The organism is Roseateles cavernae (genome assembly GCF_040187885.1).
Taxonomy (GTDB): Bacteria; Pseudomonadota; Gammaproteobacteria; order Burkholderiales; family Burkholderiaceae_C; genus Roseateles_E; species Roseateles_E cavernae.
Genome location: NZ_JBDPLH010000005.1, coordinates 37,481 through 55,941, shown reverse-complemented (window position 1 = coordinate 55,941; position 18,461 = coordinate 37,481). Strand labels below are relative to the sequence as shown.

The following is an 18,461-nucleotide window of genomic DNA, read 5'->3' as shown; positions in this document are numbered from 1 at the left end:
TGATGTGCGCCGGCCCTGGCCGGCGCTACATTCGGCCCATGCAAGCAAGCCCCGCCCCCACTTCATCACGACTGGCCGGCCACCTGCTGGTCGAGGCCCTGATCGCCCAGGGTGTCGATACCGTCTTCGGCGTGCCCGGCGAGAGCTATCTGGCGGTGCTGGACGGCTTCCACGAGCACCGCGACAAGATCCGTTTCATCGCCTGCCGGCAGGAGGGCGGCGCGGCCTTCATGGCCGAGGCCCAGGGCAAGCTGACGGGCCGGCCCGGTATCTGCTTCGTGACCCGCGGGCCCGGCGCCACCAATGCCAGCATCGGCCTGCACACCGCCTTCCAGGACAGCACGCCGATGATTCTCTTCATCGGCCAGGTGGCCAGCGAGCAGCGCGACCGCGAGGCGTTTCAGGAGCTCGACTACCGCCAGATGTTCGGCCCCGGCACGCTGGGTTTCGCCAAATGGGTCGGCGAGGTGCAGGACGCCGACCGTCTGCCCGAGTACATCGCCCGTGCCTTTCACACCGCGCTGCAGGGCCGGCCCGGCCCAGTCGTGCTGGTGCTGCCCGAGGACATGCTGACCGAGATGACGGCGGCGCCGGTGCTGCCGCGCGCAGCCCCGGCCCAGGCCTGGCCGGCGCCGGCCGCGCTGGCCGATCTGCGCTCGCGGCTGCTGGCGGCCCAGCGGCCGCTGGTGATCGTCGGCGGCGGCGGCTGGACGCCTGACAGCTGCGCGGCGCTGCAGCGCTTTGCCGAGGCCTGGCAGCTGCCGGTGGGCTGTGCCTTCCGCTTCCAGGATCTGTTCGACAACCGCCATCCGCTTTATGCCGGCGATGTCGGCATCGGCATCAATCCGAAGCTGGCGCGGCGTGTCAAGGACGCCGACCTGATCCTGGCGGTCGGCCCGCGCCTGGGCGAGATGACCACCGGCGGCTACACCTTGCTGCAGGCACCGCGCCCCAGCCAGCAACTGGTGCACATCCATGCCGGCGCTGAGGAGCTGGGCCGGGTCTATGCGGCCGATCTGATGATCAATGCCAGCATGAGCTGCGCGGCCCAGGCGCTGCAGAGCCTGGCGGCGCCGGACAGCGTCGCCTGGACCGAATGGGCGCATCAGGCCCAGGCCGACTACCAAGCGAATCTGCTCCCCCAGCCGGTCAGCCCGCTGGACATGGCCGAGGTCGTCAAGACCCTGAGCCGTGCCATGCCCGAGGGGACGATCTTCACCAATGGCGCCGGCAACTACAGCGGCTGGCTGCACCGCTTCCATCCATACCCGGCGCTGCACCAGCATGGCCGTACCCAGCTGGCCCCGACCTCGGGCGCGATGGGTTACGGCGTGCCGGCGGCCGTGGCGGCCAGCCTGCTCGATCCGGAGCGCTGGGTCGTCAATATCGCCGGCGATGGCGACTTCCTGATGACCGGCCAGGAGCTGGCCACCGCCACCGGCTATGGCGCCAAGCGCCTGATCTCGGTGGTGGTCGACAACGGCACTTACGGCACGATCAGGATGCATCAGGAGCGCGAGTACCCGGGCCGGGTCTCGGGCAGCGATCTGTTCAATCCCGACTTCGTGCAGCTGGCCCAGGCCTATGGCTGGGCCGCCCAGCGTGTCGACCACACCGAGGACTTCGCCCCGGCGCTGCAGGCTGCGCTGACCGCCGGCAAGCCGACGCTCTTGCATCTGCGCCTGTCCACCGAGGTCTCGACCAGCCGCAGCACGCTGACGGCGATCCGCGAGGCGGCCAGACAGCGTCTGGGACAATGAGAGGATGGAACACATCAACTTCGAACTGCGCGGCGAATTCATCGAGCTGGACAAGCTGCTCAAGGCCACCGGCCTGGCCGATAGCGGCGGCGTGGCCCGCATGATGATCACCGAGCAGCAGGTCCAGGTGGACGGCCAGACCGAGCTGCGCAAGACCGCCAAGATCCGCGCCGGCCAGGTCGTGAGCCTGCAGGGCGCGCGCATCAAGGTGCTGGCCGATCCGCTGCAAGACTAAAAAAGCGCAAGAACTGAAGCACGAGGAAGCTGCCGATGAACTTCTCGACCTGTGATTTCTGCGACGAGCACAAGAGCGATGACAGCGGCGAGGTCCGCGTCATTCCCGGCGGCCTGTATCGCGGCTACGGCGGCCTGGCGCGCTTTGCCGGCCCAGTCACGACGGTGCGCGCCTTGGAGGACAACAGCCTGCTCAAGAGCGCGGTCGAGAGCCCCGGCTACGGCCGGGTGCTGGTGTTCGATGGCGGCGGCTCGATGCAGCGCGCGCTGATCGGCGGCAACCTGGCCGCAGCCGCCGCCAAGAACGGCTGGGCCGGCTTGCTGATCCATGGCTGCGTGCGCGATCTGGCCGAGCTGCGCGCCACCCAGCTCGGCATCCTGGCACTGGGCCACGTGCCCATGCCTACCGAGCGGCGCGGCCAGGGCCTGACCGATGTGGCCCTGCAGCTGCACGGGCTGTGGGTGCGCCCGGGTGACTGGCTCTATGCCGACGAGGATGGGGTCGTGATCAGCGCCAAGCCCCTCAGCCCGCCTTGATCGAACCGGCGCTGGTGAAGAACTCGCCGCCGCCCAGATGATGCAGGGCCCGCTGCGGCGGTGCCAGGTCTTGCCAACGTCCGTTGATGAAGGCCGCGTCGTCGGCCCAGGCCGCCACGACCTCGGCCAGGAACAGGTCGTAGGTCTTCTCGTTGTGCGGCTCGGGGTAGACGCGGCATTCCAGCCAGGCCAGGCAGCCGGCGATCAGCGGTGCCTGCACCTGCGAGGCCGGCGCGGTGGCGAGATTCCAGCGCGCGAACTTGTCCAGATCGCGGCCGCTGCTGTTGCCGACACCGACCACCATCTCGATCTGGGCCGCGCAGGGCACGCTCAGCACGAATTCGCCGGAGGCCTCGATCAGGCGGCGGCTGAAGGTGTTCTTGTCGATGACGACCGCCACCTTGGGCGGCGAGAAATCGAGCGGCATGTTCCAGGCCGCAGCCATCACATCGCGCTGCCCGCCATGCGCGCTGGCCACCAGCACGGTCGGCCCGTGGTTCAGCAGGCGGCTGGCCTTGGCCAGGTCGACGGCGACCCTCATGCAGCGAACACGCTCAGCAAGCGATCGAGCCCACCCGCGTTGATCGCCACCATGGCCTGCTCGCGCACCTTGGGTTTGGCGTGGAAGGCGACCGACAGCGCGGCCGCACCCATCATCGGAAGGTCGTTGGCACCGTCGCCGACCGCGATGGCCTGGGTCTTCGCGTCGGCACCGATCTCGGCGCAGCAGGCCAACAGCATGCGACGCTTCTCCTCGCCATCGCAGATTTCGCCCCAGGCCTGCACACCCAAGCCGCCGGTCAGCGCGCCGTCGACGATTTGCAGCTCATTGCTGCGCACGTAATCCATGCCCAGCTCGGCCGCGACATAGCGGGTGAAGAAGGTGAAGCCGCCCGAGACCAGTACCAGCTTGAGCCCGGCGGCCTTGAGGGCCGCGCACAGCTCGCGAGCCCCGGGGTTGAACCGCAGACGCTCGCGCAAGACCTGCTCCAGCGCGCTGACGGGCACGCCCTTCAAGAGCGCCAGCCGGCGGCGCAGGCTGTCCTTGAAATCGCTGATCTCGCCGCGCATCGCCGCCTCGGTGATGGCCGCCACCTCGGCCTTCTTGCCGGCCGCATCGGCGATCTCGTCGATGCACTCGATATTGATCAGGGTCGAGTCCATGTCGAAGGCAGCGATCCGGAAGTCGGCGAGGCGCAGCGGGGGCGTGAAGCCCTGGATCACGAGATCGTTATTCATCGTCAGTCTTGCTTGATGGGTTGTCCGAGCAGGCGCAGCACCTCGCGGATCGCCTGCGCGCGGTCCTTGGGATCGGAGAGCGCCTTGTCGATGCGCAGCTTGTCGTTGCCGACCAGCTTGATATTGCGGTTCTTCTGCACCAGCTCGATCACGCGCATTGCATCGATCGGCGGATTGGGGCGGAAGTTGATGTTCATCACGCTGGGCGCCGCATCGATCTTGGCCACGCCGTAGGGCTTGGCCAGCACGCGCAGCCGGTGCGTGTCGAACAGGGTCTGGCCCTGGGCCGGCAGCTTGCCGAAGCGGTCGGTGACTTCTTCGAGCAGCTTGTCGATCTGCTCGCTCTTGTCGGCCGTGGCCAGGCGCTTGTAGAGGCTCAGGCGCACATGGACATCGCCGCAATAGGCATCGGGCAGCAGGGCCGGCGCATGCAGATTGATCTCGGTGACGGCGGCCAGCGGGCTCAGCAGATCCGGCTCCTTGCCGGCCTTCAGCGAGCGCACCGCCTCGCTGAGCATCTCGTTGTAGAGCTGGAAGCCGACTTCCATCATATTGCCGCTCTGGTTCTCGCCCAGTACCTCGCCGGCGCCGCGGATCTCCAGATCGTGCATCGCCAGATAGAAGCCCGAGCCCAGCTCCTCCATGGCCTGGATCGCGTCCAGGCGCTGGGTGGCCTGCTTGGTCAGGCCCTGGATGTCGGGCACCATCAGATAGGCATAGGCTTGGTGGTGCGAGCGACCGACGCGGCCGCGCAGCTGGTGCAGCTGGGCCAGGCCGAACTTGTCGGCGCGGGCGATGATGATGGTGTTGGCGCTGGGCACGTCGATGCCGGTCTCGATGATGGTCGAGCACAGCAGCACATTGTGCTTGCCGCCGACGAACTCGCGCATCACCCGCTCCAGCTCGCGCTCGGGCATCTGGCCATGGGCGACGATGATGCGGGCCTCGGGCACCAGCTCCTCGAGCTTCTGGCGCCGGTTCTCGATGGTCTCGACCTCGTTGTGCAGGAAGTAGACCTGACCGCCGCGCTTGAGCTCGCGCAGCATCGCCTCGCGTATCGTGCCGCTGCTCTCGGCCCGCACAAAGGTCTTGATCGCCAATCGCCGCTGCGGCGCGGTCGCGATCACGCTGAGGTCGCGCAGGCCTTCCAGCGCCATGCCCAGCGTGCGGGGGATGGGCGTCGCGGTCAGCGTCAGCACATCGACCTCGGCGCGCATCGCCTTCATCGCCTCCTTGTGGCGCACGCCGAAGCGGTGCTCCTCGTCGATCACCAAGAGGCCCAGGCGGGCGAACTTGACCTCGGCGCTGAGCAGTTTGTGCGTGCCGATCACGATGTCTATCGTGCCGTCGGCCAGGCCCTCCATCGCGGCCTTGATCTCCTTGGCCGAGCGGAAGCGGCTCATCTCGGCCACCTTGACCGGCCACTTGCCGAAGCGGTCGGCGATGTTCTGGAAATGCTGCTCGGCCAGCAGCGTGGTCGGCGCCAGCACCGCGACCTGCTTGCCGCCCATCACCGCGACAAAGGCGGCGCGCAGCGCCACCTCGGTCTTGCCGAAGCCGACATCGCCGCAGACCAGGCGGTCCATGGGCTTCGGGCTGATCATGTCCTGGATCACCGCATGGATCGCGGCGCGCTGGTCGGGCGTCTCCTCGAAGCCGAAGCTGGCGGCGAAGGCCTCGTAGTCATGGCCCGAGTAGCGGAAGGCATGGCCCTCGCGGGCGGCGCGGCGGGCATAGAGGTTCAACAGTTCGGCGGCGGTGTCGCGCACCTGCTCGGCCGCCTTGCGCTTGGCCTTCTCCCACTGGCCCGAACCGAGCCGGTGCAGCGGCGCCTCTTCGGCGGAGACGCCGGTGTAGCGGCTGATCAGATGCAGCTGGGCCACCGGCACGTAGAGCGTGGCCTTGTCGGCGTACTCCAGATGCAGGAACTCGCTGGCCCCATCGCCGATATCGATATTGATCAGGCCCTGGTAGCGGCCGATGCCGTGGTTGCTGTGAACCACCGGGTCGCCGACCTTGAGCTCGGACAGGTCCTTGATCAGCGCATTGACATCGCTGACCTGCTCCTGCTTGCGGCGCCGGCGCGTGGTCGGGGTCGTCGCGAACAGCTCGGTTTCGGTGAAAAGCTGGATCTCTCGGCCTGCCTCGGGCTCGCGCCAGAAGAAGCCGGCGGCCAGCGGCGCTGCGGTGATCGCGAACTTCTCGTCGCTGGCCTCGAACTCGGCCAGGTCCTTCACCGAGGGCGGCTCTATCTTGTTGTCGCGCAGCAGCTCCAAGAGGCTCTCGCGCCGGCCCTCGCTCTCGGCCAAGATCAGCACGCGGTGCGGCGTGCTCTTCAGGTGCGCGGCCAGACGGGCCAGCGGCTCCTGCGCGCCGCGTTCGACCGACACATCGGGCAGTGGCCGCGCATAGTCGACGGCCTCGCTGCCGCGCACCGCCAGCACCGCATGGCTGTGGGTCAGCGCGAAGAATTCCTCCACCTTCAGGAACAGCTCCTCGGGCGGCAGGATGGGCCGATCGGGGTCGTGCTGCAGGAAGCGGTGGCGCTCTCGGGTGTCGGTCCAGAAGCGGGTCAGCGCCGTGTCGACATCGCCGTGCAGCGCCAGGCCCAGCTCGGCGCCGACGAAGTCGAACAGCGTCGCGGTCTGCTCGAAGAAGATCGGCAGGTAGTACTCGATGCCGCCGCTGGCAATGCCCTGGTCGATGTCCTTGTAGATGCGCGACTTGCTCGGGTCGCCCTCCATCTTCTCGCGCCAGCGCGAGCGAAAGGCCTTGCGCGAGGCCTCGTCCATCGGGAATTCGCGGCCTGGCAGCAACCGCACCTCGGGCACCGGGTAGAGGCTGCGCTGGCTGTCGGGGTCGAAGGTGCGGATCGAGTCGACCTCGTCGCCAAACAGATCGACCCGGTAAGGGACCAGCGAACCCATAGGGAACAGATCGATCAGCCCGCCGCGCACCGCGTACTCGCCCGGCGAGACGACCTGGCTGACATGGGTGTAGCCGCCCAGGGTCAGCTGCGACTTCAGGCTGGCCTCGTCCAGGCGCTGCTTCTGCTTGAAATGGAAGGTGGTCGCGGCCAGAAAGCTGGGTGGCGCCAGCCGGGTCAGCGCGGTGGTGGCCGGCAGCAGCACGACATCGACCGGGCGCTGGTCCACCGGCTTGCCTTGGCTCTGCAGCAGGCTCCACAGCGTGGCCAGCCGCTCCGAGATCAGGTCCTGGTGGGGCGAGAAGGTGTCATAGGGCAGGGTCTCCCAATCGGGGAAGACCGCGACGCGCAGATCGGGCGCGAAGAACTTCAGCTCGTCCTCCAGCCGCTGCGTGTCGCCCGGCTCGGCCGTGACGATCAGGCTCAAGCGGCCGGCCTCGCGCTGCTGCAGCGCGAAGCGCGCCAGCAGCAGGGCATCGGCCGAGCCGGTGGGGCGGGGCTGGTTGAACTTTTTTCCGGGGGCGATCAGGGGCAGCTGCATGGATCAGAAACGACAACAGCCCCGTCGCGGGGCCTGGAGGCATTGTAGGCAGGCATGGCATGCTTGCACCCTCACACAGGAGAAGCAGGCGATGAAGCTCGGGATTTATCTGTTCGACGAGGTCGAGGTGCTGGACTTTGCCGGCCCCTTCGAGGTGTTCTCGACCGCCTCGCGCCTGGCCGGGCGCGACGGCAGCGAGCCGCCGTTCGAGGTGCTGACCCTGGGGCCCAGCCTTGACCCGGTGCGCGCCCGTGCCGGCCTGATGGTCACGCCGCAGTACACGCTGGACCAGCACCCCGAGCTGGATGTGCTGATCGTGCCCGGCGGCGTGGTGACGGCCGAGCTGCAGCGCCCGGGCCTGGACGACTGGCTGCTGGTGCAGAGCTGCCGGCTCAAGGTGCTGGCCTCGATCTGCACCGGTGCCTTCCTGCTCGAAAAAGCCGGGCTGCTGACCGAGCGCGAGGCCATCACGCACTGGGAAGATCTGGACGATCTGCGCGCCGCCTCCCAGGCTTCCGGCTCGCTGCTGAAGGTGCTGGCCAAGCAGCGCTGGGTCGAGGCCAAGCCCTGGGTGCACCACGGCGGCACCTGCCGGCTGTTCACATCGGCCGGCATCTCGGCCGGCATCGACCTGAGCCTGCATCTGGTGGCCGAGCTGGCCAGCCCCGAGCTGGCGCGCCGCACCGCCCGCCAGATGGACTATGACTGGCGCGCGGCCAATGGCTCGGTGCTGCAGGCGGCGCTGGGGGCGGCCGACAGCCAATCCTGACCGCATGGCGGGCCGACGCAGCCTGTCGATCCCGCCCGACCTGCTTCGTCGTAGCGGGCGGGGTCAGCGACAAGCCGGTCGCCTGTGACCGGAAGCCTGGCCCGCGATCGGAGGCGGGCATGAGAAAAATCATCGCGGCATTGCAGCTGTCGGTGGACGGCTTGATCGAGGGGCCGGCCGGCGAACTGGACTGGATCGGCAGCTGGGACGACGGCTTTGGGCTGATGCCCCGCATCGACACCTGCTTGCTGGGCGGCGGCATGTATCCGGGCTATGAGCAGTACTGGAACGCGGTCTTGGCCGATCCCGGCTCGGCCGCGCCGGCCGAGCTGGCCTATGCGCGCTTCGCCGCCGTGACCGCCCATCTCGTGCTGTCGACACGCATGGGCCAGCCGGCCTGGCCGAACACCCGTGTGGTCCGCGATCTGGCGGCGATCCGCGCGCTGAAGCAGCAGCCCGGCCGGGACATGCACGCGCTGGGCGGTGCCGCCTTCGTGTCCAGCCTGCTGGAGGACGGCCTGGTCGACGAGCTGTGCCTGCTGATCCATCCGCTGATCCTGGGCCGCGGCAAGCCCTTGTTCCAGGGCCTGGCCGGCCGCCATGGGCTGCGCCTGCTGGAGGCCCGGCCGCTGGCCGGCGGGCTGCTGCGGCTGAGCTATGCGCTCGAGCAGGGGCCGGCCGCCTAGGCCCGCTGCTGTGCCAGCCAGAGCGCGGACAGGGTCTGGTTGCAGTCGGCGATGGTGGCGATGCAATCCAGGCCGCTGCGCTCGACCTCGGCCAGCAGCTGCAGCCAGGCCGGCGCGGCCTCCAGGATCAGCTTGGAGTGGCCGGTGCTGACCCAGCCGCTTGCCGCCAGCTGCTGCAGATAGACCCAGGTCTGACGCCGCGCCAGGCCGGCGAAGGAGCCGATCAGGGCCTGGGCCATCGGCAGATGCAGGCCGCCGCTGCGCCGCGCTGCGGCCTGGCCGGCGGCGCCGGCCGCGGCCATCGCCAGCGTGGCCAGCACGCCGACCAGGCGCTGGAAGCCATTGCCCGACAGGCGCAGCGAGACCTGATCCTGGATGCGGGTCGCGGTGGCGGCATAGAGCTGGAACACATCGGCCTTGCACAGCTGCTCGGCCGAGCCTGTGATGCCTATGCCCTCCTTGGGCATGGTCAGGGTCGAGACCGCCGTCAGCGCGGTGACCTCGTAGCGGGCCAGTTCCTTGCCGACCGGCGAGGTCCAGCCGATCACATCGCCGAACCACAGGATGGCGACCGGCACATCCTCGCCGTCTTCCCCGCGACCATGGGGCCGCGAGCTCAGGCGGATCGCGCCCTCGCGTATCGCCATCCAATGCTGCAGCGGCTGACCGGCCTCGATGATGGCCTGGCCACGGCCGTAGTGCTGCACCGTGGCCAGCTTCAGCCAGCTCTGCGCGGGGGCTTCCTCTACCGCTCCACAGCCGCCGGCCGCGCGCAGATTCGGCATGCCGACCACGCCGGCGGCTGCGGCCGCCTTCTTGTCAATTGCCACCTCGATACCTCTGATTTCTTTGCTTCAGTGTCCATGGCCGCGGCGGCGTCAAAGCCCCGAAAAGCAGGGCTTGCTGCGGGCGGCTGGCGCACACCCGACACACGCGGGAAACACTCGCGTCCGGGCGCGAGTCCCTACCAGATCGACAGGCTGCGCGTCAGCAGGCGCTGGATCCAGCTGCGCGAGGCGGCTTCTGAGACCTCGCCGCGGCCCAGCGACTCCAGATTGGCGCTGGCCACATCGCGCGACTGCACGATATTGCCGGCCTTGATGTCGCGCGGGTCGACCACGCCGGAGAAGCGCAGGGTCTGGGCGCTGCCGTTGAGCGCCATGCTGCGCTCGCCGGCCACCAGCAGATGGCCGTTGGGCAGCACGTTGATGACGGTCACCGCGAGCTGGCTGTTGAAGCTGCTGCTGTTCTCGGTCTGGCCCGAGCCGCGGAAGGAGTCGCTGCCGGCGGCCGTCGCATTGGCGTTCAGCAGCGACTCGAAGAAGCCGCCCGACTTGGCGTCGCCGCTGCCGCTGCCGGGGCCCTTGATCGCGAACTTGTTGTCGCGGCTGGTGTCGGTGGCGTTCTTCTGGCTGGCCTGCAGGCTCTCGGCGATGTCGACCTTCAAGGTGTCCCCGATGTGCTGCGGCCGGCGTTCGCTGGAGAACAGCGAGGCCGTCGGCAGATGGGCCTGGTAGATCGCGCCATTGGGCGTGCGCTCCAGATACTGCGGTGTCGGCAGCGGGGGCGCGCTCAGCGGGCCCTGCACCAGGCGGGGCGAGGGGCCGGCGCAGGCGCTCAGCAACAGGCCCAGAACGGGAAGAAGAGGGAGGGCTTTCATCATGTGCTCAGCTCTCGAAACCGGTGATGACGGCCTTGACGACGGGGGCCAGCTTGCGCCGGGTGCTGGCCCATTTGCTGCTGCGTAGATCGCCGTCCAGCGCATAGCTGCTGTGCGCGATCAGGCGGCCGTCGAGTTTGTGCAGGCTCAAGGTGGCGGCGTTGACATAGGCCCGGTAGTCCTCGGCCAGCGGCGGGATGTCCCACTGGATGCTGGCGGCATAGCGCAGCCAGGTCTCGCAATCGGGCGGCGCGGTGCCGGCCGAGTAGACGCGGCTGCTGATGCGCAGCTCGCGCAGCTCGGCCTGCAGCGCCGGCACCAGGTCGGCCATCTGGACCTCGCGGTTGTATTCGATGCAGACGCTGCGCGGCGGCGCGTCGCCGTGATGCACGGTGTTGACGGCCCGGCCCGGGCCGTAGGCGATGGCGGTCGAGGTGGCGGCGCCGGCGGCCTTGACCAGCTCCCAGGTCGGCAGCGGGCTGACGAGCGCACAGCCGCTCTGTGAGCCGGCCAGCAGCAAGGCCATGCCGGTCGATGCGAGGGCGCGCATCGCTCAGGCCCGCTCGCTCATCAGCTGGCCCAGCACCAGGGCACCGAGGGTCGCGTAAGGGGCCGCACCCTCGACCAGGCTTTGTGCGCTCTCGCTGACCGCACCCAGACCTTGCAGCAGCTGATCACCGGTGTCCTGCGCCAGTTGCACCACCTGCTCGATGCCTTGCTCAAGGCCTTGCTGCGCCACCTCCGACAGGGCGGCCAGGCCGGCCGGACTGAAGGCGCAGATCACATCGCCGGCGCTGGCTTGGCCGGCCGTGGGCTGTGCGGCCTCGGCGGCCGGCGTGCGGGCATTGCCGCTCAGGGGCGCCGCGCTCGCGGCCGGGGGCATTGCGCCTATCGTGTTCGTCATGCAGACCTCCGTTCTGGGATGTCTGCATCCTAGGGAGGCCCGCCCGCCCGAGGTCGGCGCTGAAGCGTCGGAAAGCGACGGTTTGCCGCGCTGTCGGCGCCCTGTTGCTCAGCTGTGCAGCAGGACACAGAAGTGCGGCCAGGGGCTCAGCCGTTCATGCCCTCGAAGGGCATCACATCGACCAGCTCGCCGACCGCCACATCGCCCTGCTCGTGGCCCAGCACCACCAGGCCGTTGGCCTGGCTCATGCTCGACAGAATGCCCGAGCCCTGGTTGCCGGTGATCTGCACCTGCCAGCCGCCATCGCTCGCGCGGCTGACGATGCCGCGCTGATATTCGGTGCGGCCGGCTTTCTTGCGCAGCGGCTGCAGGCAGGCGGCGCGCAGCCAGGGCAGGGGCTGCGGCGCCGCGCCGGCCATGGCCAGCAGGGCCTCGCGCACAAAGGCGTAGAAGGTCACCATCACCGCGACCGGGTTGCCGGGCAGGCCGAACAGGATGGCTTGATTGATGCGGCCGATCGCCATCGGCCGGCCCGGACGCATCGCGATCTTCCAGAACAGCACCTCGCCGAGCTCGGCCATCACGCGCTTGGTGTGGTCGGCCTCGCCGACGCTGACGCCGCCGGTGCTGATGATGGCATCGGCGCTGGCCGCCGCCGTCTCGAAGGCCGCGCGCAGCGCCGCCGGGTCGTCGCGCACGACGCCCAGGTCCAGCACCTCGACGCCCAGCTGCTGCAGCAGCGCCCACAAGGTGTAGCGGTTGCTGTCGTAGACGCAGCCGGCGCTCAGCGGCTCGCCGATCGAGCGCAGCTCGTCGCCGGTCGACAGCATGGCCACGCGCAGGCGCCGGCGCACCGGTACCTCGGCGCGGCCCAGCGAGGCCAGCAGGCCCAGGTCGGCGGGGCGCAATCGCTTGCCGGCGGCCAGCGCCACCTGGCCCAGCGCCAGATCCTCGCCGGCCAGGCGGCGGTTGTCGCCGGCACGCAGCAGGCCGGCGGGGATCACCACCCTGTCGCCGTCAAGCCGGGTGAACTCCTGCGGCACCACGGTGTCCAGCCCCGGCGGCATCAGGGCACCGGTCATGATGCGCTGGCACTGTCCCGGGGCCAGGTCTTGCCCGGCCGGCCCGCCGGCAAAGCTGGTGCCGGCCAGCTGCAGCCGGATATCGCCATGGCCATCGCTGTCGGTGCTCAGATCGCTGCCGCGCAGCGCATAGCCGTCCATCGCCGAGTTGTCGCCGGCCGGCACGTTGATCGTCGAGACGATGTCCTCGGCCAGCACCCGGCCCAGCGCGCTGCGCAGCGCCAGCTGCTCGACGGCCGCCACCCGCGGCACCAGCCGGGCGATGAAGTCCTGCGCCAGCTCGACGCGCAGCGCCTGCGGGTCGTAGCCGGACAGGCAGGAGGCGATCTCTTGGAGGCTGGTGGTCGTTGTCATGGGTGGAGGCTGCGCAGGTCCAGGCGCATCAGGTCTTTGTCGAGGTAGTCGCCCGAGGGCAGCTTGATCGCGCGGGGCAGGCAGCCATAGCGCTCGAAGCCCATGCGGGTGTAGAGGGTCACGGCGCGGCGGTTGCTGCTGGTCACCGACAGGGTCACCTGCTCGATGCCCAGCTCGGCCTGTAGCAGGCGCAGCGCGCTGTAGAGCAGGGCGCGGCCTATGCCCAGCCCCTGCACATCGTCGGCCACCATCATGCCGATCAGATGGGCCAGATGCCGCACCTTCTCGCGCGGCTCGCGCTCGCAGGAGACGGCGCCCACCAGGCGCGGTCCCATCCAGGCGGTCAGCGTGAACAGATTGGCGCCACCGGCGCCCAGGCTCAGCCGGCTGCGGTAGCTCTCGGCGCTGCGCGCCAGCTCGGTGGCGGCATCCGAGGTGAAGGCTTCCTCATGGGCGGCCAGCATCGCATCGCGCAGGCCTTTGTAGGCCTCCAGTTGCTCGGCCTTCAGCACGCGCAGCTCGCAGCCGGGTGGCAGCCGGGGCACGGGCAGGGCGCTGGCGGACTGGGCCTGCATGCCTCAGCCTCCGATGTAGTGCATCTCGACCCGCCGCGCGGTCGCTGCCTCGGGGGCTTGCGAGGCGCGCAGCTGCGAATAGCGGTCGCTGCGGCCACCCCACAACGCCCCCAGTGCGCCGCTGATCTGGGCGTCGCTGTAGTCGCCGCGCAGCAGCGCGCGCAGGTCATGGCCGCTGTGGGCGAACAAGCAGGTGTAGAGCTTGCCTTCGGTGGACAGGCGGGCGCGGTTGCAGTCGCCGCAGAAGGCTTGCGTGACGCTGGAGATCAGGCCGATCTCGCCGCCGCCATCGGCATAGGCCCAGCGCTCGGCGGTCTCGCCCGGCGCGCTGGCCGACAGCGGCCTCAGCTCGAATTCACTGCCCAGCAGCTCCAGCACCTGGCCCGAGGGCAGCACCTCGTCCATGCGCCAGCCGTTCGTCGCGCCGACATCCATGTACTCGATGAAGCGCAGCACGATGCCGGTGTTCCGGAAATGGCGAGCCATTGGCAGGATCTGGTCTTCGTTAGTGCCGCGCTTGACCACCATATTGACCTTGATCGGCCCCAGGCCTGCGGCCTGGGCGGCCTCGATGCCGCGCAGCACCTCGGCCACCGGGAAGCCGACATCGTTCATGCGCTGGAACACCGCGTCGTCCAGCCCGTCCAGGCTGACGGTGACGCGCTGCAGGCCGGCGGCCTTCAGTGTGTGGGCCTTCTTGGCCAGCAGCGAGCCGTTGGTGGTCAGCGTCAGGTCCAGCGCCGCGCCCTCGGGCGTGCGCAGCTCGGCCAGCATCTCGATCAGGCGCTCCAGATGGCGGCGCAGCAGCGGCTCGCCGCCGGTCAGGCGCAGCTTGCTGACGCCATGGGCGACGAACAAGCGGGTCAGGCGCGTGATCTCCTCGAAGCTCAGCAGCTCGGCGTGCGGCAGGAACTCGTGGTACTTGTCGAACACCTCTTTGGGCATGCAGTAGCTGCAGCGGAAGTTGCAGCGGTCGGTGACCGAGATGCGCAGATCGCGCAGCGGCCGGCCCAGCGCGTCGCCCAGCAGGCCGGTGGGGGCCTGCGGATGCTCGGGCACGGGGAGCCGGGGACTGGCGAAGCGCTGGTCCAGCAGAGGTATCACGCGGTCGGTCATGCGGCCATTTTGCCCTGCACCCGGCCCCGCCGTGTGCCAGGGTCTTGCCCGGGCTTGCGCTGGGGCAAGAACAGCAGATGTCGGTGGGGCGTAGGTGGGGCGGCTGGGGCGCTGTAGGACAAGGCCGCGACCCGGCTGCGGCCGGCCGGCGCCGGGCCGCAGGCGACCTACAGTGAAGTCTGTCGAGGCTATCAGAGGAGGGCGCCATGCCTTTGCAAGACTTTGCCAAATCCCGGGCGCTCAGCCTGGGTGTGGAGCTGGAGCTGCAGCTGATCAATCCGGGCGATGGTGATCTGATGCCGGCCGCCAACGAGCTGCTGGCGCGGCTGGACAATGCCGGCCTGCCCGGCGCGGTGACGCCGGAGATCACGCTCTCGATGATCGAGGTCTGCACCGGTGTCTGCGCCAACCATGCCGAGCTGCTGCAGCAGCTCAGTTTCACCCGTGATGCGCTGCTGAAGGAGGCCGAGCCGCTGGGCATCGCGATCTGCGGCGGCGGCACCCACCCCTTCCAGCAATGGACCGAGCGGCAGATCTACGACAAGCCGCGCTTCCTGCAGATCAGCGAGCTCTATGGCTATCTGGCCAAGCAGTTCACGGTGTTCGGCCAGCACATCCATATCGGCTGCCCGGACGGCGACACGGCGCTGTGGCTGCTGCAGGCGATGAGCCGCTATGTGCCGCACTTCATCGCGCTGGCCGCGTCCTCGCCCTATGTGCAGGGGGCGGACACGGCCTTCCAGTCGGCGCGGCTGAACACGGTGTTCGCCTTCCCGCTGTCGGGCACCGCGCCCTTCGAGCTGCGCTGGGAGGATTTCGGCCGCTACTTCGCGCGCATGGAGCGCACCGGCATCGTCGCCAGCATGAAGGACTTCTACTGGGACATCCGGCCCAAGCCCGAGTTCGGCACCATAGAGATCCGGGTGCTGGACACGCCGCTGACTGTGCGGCGCGCGGCGGCGCTGGCCGGCTTCGCCCAGTGCCTGGCGGCCTGGCTGCTCGAAGACAAGCCGATCAAGCCGCATGCCGACGATCAGCTGGTCTATACCTACAACCGTTTCCAGGCCTGCCGCTTCGGGCTTGATGCGGTGCTGGTCTGCCCGCAAAGCGGCGCCCAGCAGCCGCTGGCCGAGAGCCTGGCGGCGCTGCTGCAGACCCTGATGCCGACGGCCGAGCGCCTGGGGGCAGTGGCGGCGCTGACCGAGCTGGCCGTGCTGGTGGCGCAGCGGGGCGGCGATGCCCACTGGCTGCGCAGCCTGCACGATGAGCAAGGCCTGGACCTGCCGGCCCTGGTGACGGCTTCTTGCGAGCGCTGGGCCCAGGACTGAGCGGTCTGCACGAGCAGCGCGCGAGGAATGAATACTGTATATTTAAACAGTATTCATTCCTCGCGCCATGGACCTGAACCGCAAAATCGCCATCCTTGCCGACGCTGCCAAATACGACGCTTCCTGCGCCTCCAGCGGCAGCGACTCGCGCGACTCGCTGGGTGGGCGCGGCATCGGCTCGACCGAGGGCATGGGCATCTGCCACAGCTATGCGCCGGACGGTCGCTGCATCTCCTTGCTGAAGCTGCTGCTGACCAATCACTGCCAGTACGACTGCCTGTATTGCGTCAACCGCTCGTCCAGCAATGTGGCGCGGGCGCGCTTCCGGGTCGAGGAGGTGGTGGACCTGACGCTGGACTTCTACCGCCGCAACTGCATCGAAGGGCTGTTCCTGTCCAGCGGCATCATCAAGAGCCCGGACCACACGATGGAGCAGGTGGTCGAGGTGGCTCGCCGGCTGCGAGAGGCCCATGACTTCCGCGGCTATATCCACCTGAAGACCATCCCCGATGCCAGCGCCGAACTGCTGGCGCGCGCCGGCCGCTATGCGGACCGGCTCAGCATCAATATCGAGATGCCCACCGAGCAGGGCTTGCAGGCCCTGGCGCCCGAGAAGAACGGCGGCGCGATCCGCCGTTCGATGGGTCGGCTGAAGCTGCATATCGATCAGGCGCGGGAGGAGGGCGGCAAGCCGGCGCCGGTACGCGCGCTGCCGGGCGCCGCGCCGCGTGCGGCCACCCCGCCGCGCTTTGCGCCGGCCGGCCAGAGCACGCAGATGATTGTCGGCGCCGATGCCAGCGACGACCGCAGCATCCTGGCCAGCAGTGCGGCGCTGTACGGCCAGTACCGGATGCGGCGCGTCTACTACTCGGCCTTCAGCCCGATTCCCGACGCCGCGCGGGCCCTGCCGCTGAGCGCGCCGCCGTTGATGCGCGAGCACCGGCTCTACCAGGCCGACTGGCTGATGCGCTTCTACGGCTTCGAGCATCGAGAAATAGTCGCGGCCGATGACGGGCTGCTGCGCCTGGATGTCGATCCCAAGCTGGCCTGGGCGCAGGCGCATCCGGAGCGCTTTCCGGTCGACCTGAACGTCGCGCCGCGCGAGCTGTTGCTGCGGGTGCCGGGCCTGGGCGTCGGCTCGGTGGACAAGCTGCTGCAGGCGCGCCGCGTGCGGCGGCTGCGCGCCGAGGATCTGAGGGCGTTGCGGCTGTCGCCGGGCAAGGTGCTGCCCTTTGTCTGCGTGGACGGTCACAAGCCCGGTGCGCCGGCGCGGCCGGCGCCGCGCCAGCAGGCCTTGTTCGCATGATCGTCAGCCTTCAGGGGCCGACCGATATCGACGGTTTCAGGCGCGCGGCGCGCCAGCTGTTGACGCGCTGTGTTGCCCCCGATCAGCTGGTCTGGCGGACCGAGCACGGCACACAAGGGCTGTGGGCGGATGAGGTGGTCATCATCGACGACGCTCCCGCGAAGCCTTTCGGCGTGCCGGCCTGGATGGCGCCGCTGTGCGAGTCCGCGCTGCTGCATCGCGACCCGGGCCGCTTTCATCTGCTCTACAGGCTGCTGTGGCGGCTCGTGAATGAGCGCGACGAGGTCTTGCGGCGGGACGAGCTCGACCCGGATCGCCGTGCCGCCGCCCAGCTGGCGCGCGAGGTGGGGCGCGAGATCCACAAGATGCGCGCCTTTGTGCGCTTCTTCCCGCATGGCGAGGGCGAGGCGCTGCGTCATATCGCCTGGTTCGAGCCCGAGCACCATGTGGTCGAGGCCAATGCCCCGTTCTTCGTGCGCCGCTTCGCGCAGATGCGCTGGGCCATCTTCACGCCTGAGCGCTCGATCGAATGGGACGGCGAGCGCCTGCACACCGGCCCCGGCGTGGACCGTGGCGGCCTGCCGCCGGTCGATCCGGGCGCGGCGCTATGGCTGACCTATTACGAGAACATCTTCAACCCGGCCCGGCTCAAGCTCGCGATGATGACCAAGGAGATGCCGCGCCGCTACTGGAAGAACCTGCCCGAGGCGGCGCTGATCGCCCCGCTGGCCGCCGCAGCGCAGGCGCGCAGCGAGGCCATGGTGGAGGCTCAGCCGACGCCGGCGCGGCGCATCAAGCCGATGCGCCGCCCTTGAGCGCCTGCAAGCTGCCGTAATCGGAATCCGGCAGGCGCGGCCGGTCAGCCTCTTCGGCCGCCAGCGGCTGGACCTCGACCAGGCTGGCCTGGCAGCGCCGGGTCAGCTGCTGGTAGGTCTGGGTGCCCTCCAGCTTCCAGCGCATCTCGTCCTCGCTCAGCGGCCGCATCACCTTGGCCGGCAGTCCGGCGATCAGCGACTTCTCCGGCAGCTTGAGCCCGGCGCGCACAAAAGCGCAGGCCGCGACGATGCTCCAGGCCCCGACCTCGGCCTCGTCCATCACCACCGCGTTCATGCCGACCAGCGCGTCATGCCGCACCATGCAGCCATGCAGCACCGCGCCATGGCCGATATGGCCGTTGGCCTCGACGACGGTCTCCGACTTCGGGAAGCCGTGGATCACGCAAGTGTCCTGAACATTGGCGCCTTCCATCAGCACGATGCGGCCGAAGTCGCCGCGCAGCGAGGCGCAGGGGCCGATATAGCAGCCGGGTCCGACGATCACATCGCCGATCAGCACGGCCGTCGGGTGGACATGGGCGCTGGGATGGACGACCGGGGTGACGCCGTCGATGGCATAGCAGGGCATGGGATCTGTCTCCGGGCAGTGGTTCGGGTGAGTTCGGGAT

Annotated in this window: 19 protein-coding genes; 8 read left to right on the top strand and 11 right to left on the bottom strand. The window is 69.2% G+C overall.

Going from position 1 to position 18,461, the window contains the following annotated elements:
• The first annotated feature begins 38 nt into the window (after positions 1 to 38).
• The 3 genes from ABGI63_RS15255 to rraA are packed head-to-tail and all read left to right on the top strand — an operon-like array spanning position 39 to position 2,531.
• Entirely contained in the window at positions 39 to 1,760 is a 1,722-nt protein-coding gene (locus tag ABGI63_RS15255; RefSeq protein WP_349743242.1) for a thiamine pyrophosphate-binding protein, read from the top strand.
• 4 nt (positions 1,761 to 1,764) lie between these two features.
• A complete protein-coding gene (locus tag ABGI63_RS15250; RefSeq protein ID WP_262969463.1) occupies positions 1,765 to 1,995 on the top strand; it encodes an RNA-binding S4 domain-containing protein in 231 nt (76 codons plus the stop codon).
• Between the two features lie 35 nt (positions 1,996 to 2,030).
• Positions 2,031 to 2,531: a ribonuclease E activity regulator RraA gene (gene rraA / locus ABGI63_RS15245; protein ID WP_349743241.1), complete on the top strand. Its 501-nt coding sequence runs from the start codon at positions 2,031 to 2,033 to the stop codon at positions 2,529 to 2,531.
• On the opposite strand, the gene ABGI63_RS15240 is transcribed toward rraA, so the two are convergent.
• From ABGI63_RS15240 to mfd, 3 genes are read right to left on the bottom strand one after another with little or no spacing between them, the layout of a single operon-like run.
• Positions 2,518 to 3,072: a flavin reductase family protein gene (locus ABGI63_RS15240; protein ID WP_269840482.1), complete on the bottom strand. Its 555-nt coding sequence runs from the start codon at positions 3,070 to 3,072 to the stop codon at positions 2,518 to 2,520. The genes rraA and ABGI63_RS15240 overlap by 14 nt on opposite strands.
• Positions 3,069 to 3,770: a phosphoserine phosphatase SerB gene (gene serB / locus ABGI63_RS15235; protein ID WP_349743240.1), complete on the bottom strand. Its 702-nt coding sequence runs from the start codon at positions 3,768 to 3,770 to the stop codon at positions 3,069 to 3,071. The genes ABGI63_RS15240 and serB overlap by 4 nt, the downstream gene beginning before the upstream one ends.
• Before the next feature lie 2 nt (positions 3,771 to 3,772).
• Positions 3,773 to 7,237: a transcription-repair coupling factor gene (gene mfd / locus ABGI63_RS15230; RefSeq protein WP_349743239.1), complete on the bottom strand. Its 3,465-nt coding sequence runs from the start codon at positions 7,235 to 7,237 to the stop codon at positions 3,773 to 3,775.
• A gap of 91 nt (positions 7,238 to 7,328) precedes the next feature.
• Here mfd and ABGI63_RS15225 point away from each other — a divergent pair, with 91 nt between their 5' ends.
• Positions 7,329 to 8,006, top strand: coding sequence for a DJ-1/PfpI family protein (locus ABGI63_RS15225; RefSeq protein WP_349743238.1), 678 nt, complete (start codon positions 7,329 to 7,331; stop codon positions 8,004 to 8,006).
• A gap of 119 nt (positions 8,007 to 8,125) precedes the next feature.
• Positions 8,126 to 8,692, top strand: a complete 567-nt coding sequence (locus ABGI63_RS15220) for a dihydrofolate reductase family protein (RefSeq protein ID WP_349743237.1) — start codon at positions 8,126 to 8,128, stop codon at positions 8,690 to 8,692.
• Here the strand turns inward: ABGI63_RS15220 and ABGI63_RS15215 are convergent.
• The 7 genes from ABGI63_RS15215 to moaA all read right to left on the bottom strand — a co-directional run bounded on the left by ABGI63_RS15215 (position 8,689) and on the right by moaA (position 14,383).
• Positions 8,689 to 9,522: a Crp/Fnr family transcriptional regulator gene (locus tag ABGI63_RS15215; RefSeq protein WP_349743236.1), complete on the bottom strand. Its 834-nt coding sequence runs from the start codon at positions 9,520 to 9,522 to the stop codon at positions 8,689 to 8,691. The two genes, ABGI63_RS15220 and ABGI63_RS15215, sit on opposite strands and share 4 nt — an antisense overlap.
• Before the next feature lie 134 nt (positions 9,523 to 9,656).
• Positions 9,657 to 10,355, bottom strand: a complete 699-nt coding sequence (locus ABGI63_RS15210; protein WP_349743234.1) for a flagellar basal body L-ring protein FlgH — start codon at positions 10,353 to 10,355, stop codon at positions 9,657 to 9,659.
• Between the two features lie 4 nt (positions 10,356 to 10,359).
• On the bottom strand, positions 10,360 to 10,902 hold the full coding sequence (locus ABGI63_RS15205) for a cell division protein FtsI (RefSeq protein ID WP_349743233.1): 543 nt from the start codon (positions 10,900 to 10,902) through the stop codon (positions 10,360 to 10,362).
• A gap of 3 nt (positions 10,903 to 10,905) precedes the next feature.
• The gene (locus tag ABGI63_RS15200; protein WP_349743232.1) at positions 10,906 to 11,256 is read right to left on the bottom strand and encodes a hypothetical protein; all 351 of its coding nucleotides are present in this window, start codon (positions 11,254 to 11,256) and stop codon (positions 10,906 to 10,908) included.
• A gap of 146 nt (positions 11,257 to 11,402) precedes the next feature.
• Entirely contained in the window at positions 11,403 to 12,692 is a 1,290-nt protein-coding gene (gene moeA, locus ABGI63_RS15195; protein ID WP_349743231.1) for a molybdopterin molybdotransferase MoeA, read from the bottom strand.
• Positions 12,689 to 13,267: a GNAT family N-acetyltransferase gene (locus ABGI63_RS15190; RefSeq protein ID WP_349743230.1), complete on the bottom strand. Its 579-nt coding sequence runs from the start codon at positions 13,265 to 13,267 to the stop codon at positions 12,689 to 12,691. Before ABGI63_RS15190 ends, moeA begins: the two co-directional genes overlap by 4 nt.
• Positions 13,268 to 13,270: 3 nt before the next feature.
• Positions 13,271 to 14,383 carry a GTP 3',8-cyclase MoaA gene (gene moaA / locus ABGI63_RS15185; RefSeq protein ID WP_349743229.1) on the bottom strand — a complete coding sequence of 371 codons (1,113 nt, stop codon included), beginning with the start codon at positions 14,381 to 14,383 and terminating at the stop codon, positions 13,271 to 13,273.
• A gap of 206 nt (positions 14,384 to 14,589) precedes the next feature.
• Here moaA and ABGI63_RS15180 point away from each other — a divergent pair, with 206 nt between their 5' ends.
• The 3 genes from ABGI63_RS15180 (at position 14,590) to ABGI63_RS15170 (ending at position 17,832) form a co-directional block, all read left to right on the top strand.
• Positions 14,590 to 15,711 (top strand): YbdK family carboxylate-amine ligase, encoded by a 1,122-nt coding sequence (locus ABGI63_RS15180; RefSeq protein WP_349743228.1) that lies wholly within the window; start codon positions 14,590 to 14,592, stop codon positions 15,709 to 15,711.
• Between the two features lie 67 nt (positions 15,712 to 15,778).
• Positions 15,779 to 17,017 (top strand): putative DNA modification/repair radical SAM protein, encoded by a 1,239-nt coding sequence (locus ABGI63_RS15175; protein ID WP_349743227.1) that lies wholly within the window; start codon positions 15,779 to 15,781, stop codon positions 17,015 to 17,017.
• On the top strand, positions 17,014 to 17,832 hold the full coding sequence (locus ABGI63_RS15170) for a TIGR03915 family putative DNA repair protein (protein WP_349743226.1): 819 nt from the start codon (positions 17,014 to 17,016) through the stop codon (positions 17,830 to 17,832). The genes ABGI63_RS15175 and ABGI63_RS15170 overlap by 4 nt, the downstream gene beginning before the upstream one ends.
• On the opposite strand, the gene ABGI63_RS15165 is transcribed toward ABGI63_RS15170, so the two are convergent.
• Positions 17,810 to 18,421 (bottom strand): phenylacetic acid degradation protein PaaY, encoded by a 612-nt coding sequence (locus ABGI63_RS15165; protein ID WP_349743225.1) that lies wholly within the window; start codon positions 18,419 to 18,421, stop codon positions 17,810 to 17,812. The genes ABGI63_RS15170 and ABGI63_RS15165 overlap by 23 nt on opposite strands.
• Positions 18,422 to 18,461: the final 40 nt, after the last annotated feature.

Bases quoted from the DNA above. Each gene is read 5' to 3' on its own strand.
- ABGI63_RS15180 (WP_349743228.1), top strand. From the start codon at position 14,590: ATGCCTTTGCAAGACTTTGCCAAATCCCGGGCGCTCAGCCTGGGTGTG.
- ABGI63_RS15220 (WP_349743237.1), top strand. From the start codon at position 8,126: ATGAGAAAAATCATCGCGGCATTGCAGCTGTCGGTGGACGGCTTGATC.
- ABGI63_RS15175 (WP_349743227.1), top strand. From the start codon at position 15,779: ATGGACCTGAACCGCAAAATCGCCATCCTTGCCGACGCTGCCAAATAC.
- moeA (WP_349743231.1), bottom strand. From the start codon at position 12,692: ATGACAACGACCACCAGCCTCCAAGAGATCGCCTCCTGCCTGTCCGGC.
- ABGI63_RS15240 (WP_269840482.1), bottom strand. From the start codon at position 3,072: ATGAGGGTCGCCGTCGACCTGGCCAAGGCCAGCCGCCTGCTGAACCAC.
- ABGI63_RS15255 (WP_349743242.1), top strand. From the start codon at position 39: ATGCAAGCAAGCCCCGCCCCCACTTCATCACGACTGGCCGGCCACCTG.
- rraA (WP_349743241.1), top strand. From the start codon at position 2,031: ATGAACTTCTCGACCTGTGATTTCTGCGACGAGCACAAGAGCGATGAC.
- serB (WP_349743240.1), bottom strand. From the start codon at position 3,770: ATGAATAACGATCTCGTGATCCAGGGCTTCACGCCCCCGCTGCGCCTC.
- ABGI63_RS15190 (WP_349743230.1), bottom strand. From the start codon at position 13,267: ATGCAGGCCCAGTCCGCCAGCGCCCTGCCCGTGCCCCGGCTGCCACCC.
- ABGI63_RS15200 (WP_349743232.1), bottom strand. From the start codon at position 11,256: ATGACGAACACGATAGGCGCAATGCCCCCGGCCGCGAGCGCGGCGCCC.
- ABGI63_RS15205 (WP_349743233.1), bottom strand. From the start codon at position 10,902: ATGCGCGCCCTCGCATCGACCGGCATGGCCTTGCTGCTGGCCGGCTCA.
- ABGI63_RS15165 (WP_349743225.1), bottom strand. From the start codon at position 18,421: ATGCCCTGCTATGCCATCGACGGCGTCACCCCGGTCGTCCATCCCAGC.
- moaA (WP_349743229.1), bottom strand. From the start codon at position 14,383: ATGACCGACCGCGTGATACCTCTGCTGGACCAGCGCTTCGCCAGTCCC.
- ABGI63_RS15170 (WP_349743226.1), top strand. From the start codon at position 17,014: ATGATCGTCAGCCTTCAGGGGCCGACCGATATCGACGGTTTCAGGCGC.
- ABGI63_RS15250 (WP_262969463.1), top strand. From the start codon at position 1,765: ATGGAACACATCAACTTCGAACTGCGCGGCGAATTCATCGAGCTGGAC.
- ABGI63_RS15210 (WP_349743234.1), bottom strand. From the start codon at position 10,355: ATGATGAAAGCCCTCCCTCTTCTTCCCGTTCTGGGCCTGTTGCTGAGC.
- mfd (WP_349743239.1), bottom strand. From the start codon at position 7,237: ATGCAGCTGCCCCTGATCGCCCCCGGAAAAAAGTTCAACCAGCCCCGC.
- ABGI63_RS15225 (WP_349743238.1), top strand. From the start codon at position 7,329: ATGAAGCTCGGGATTTATCTGTTCGACGAGGTCGAGGTGCTGGACTTT.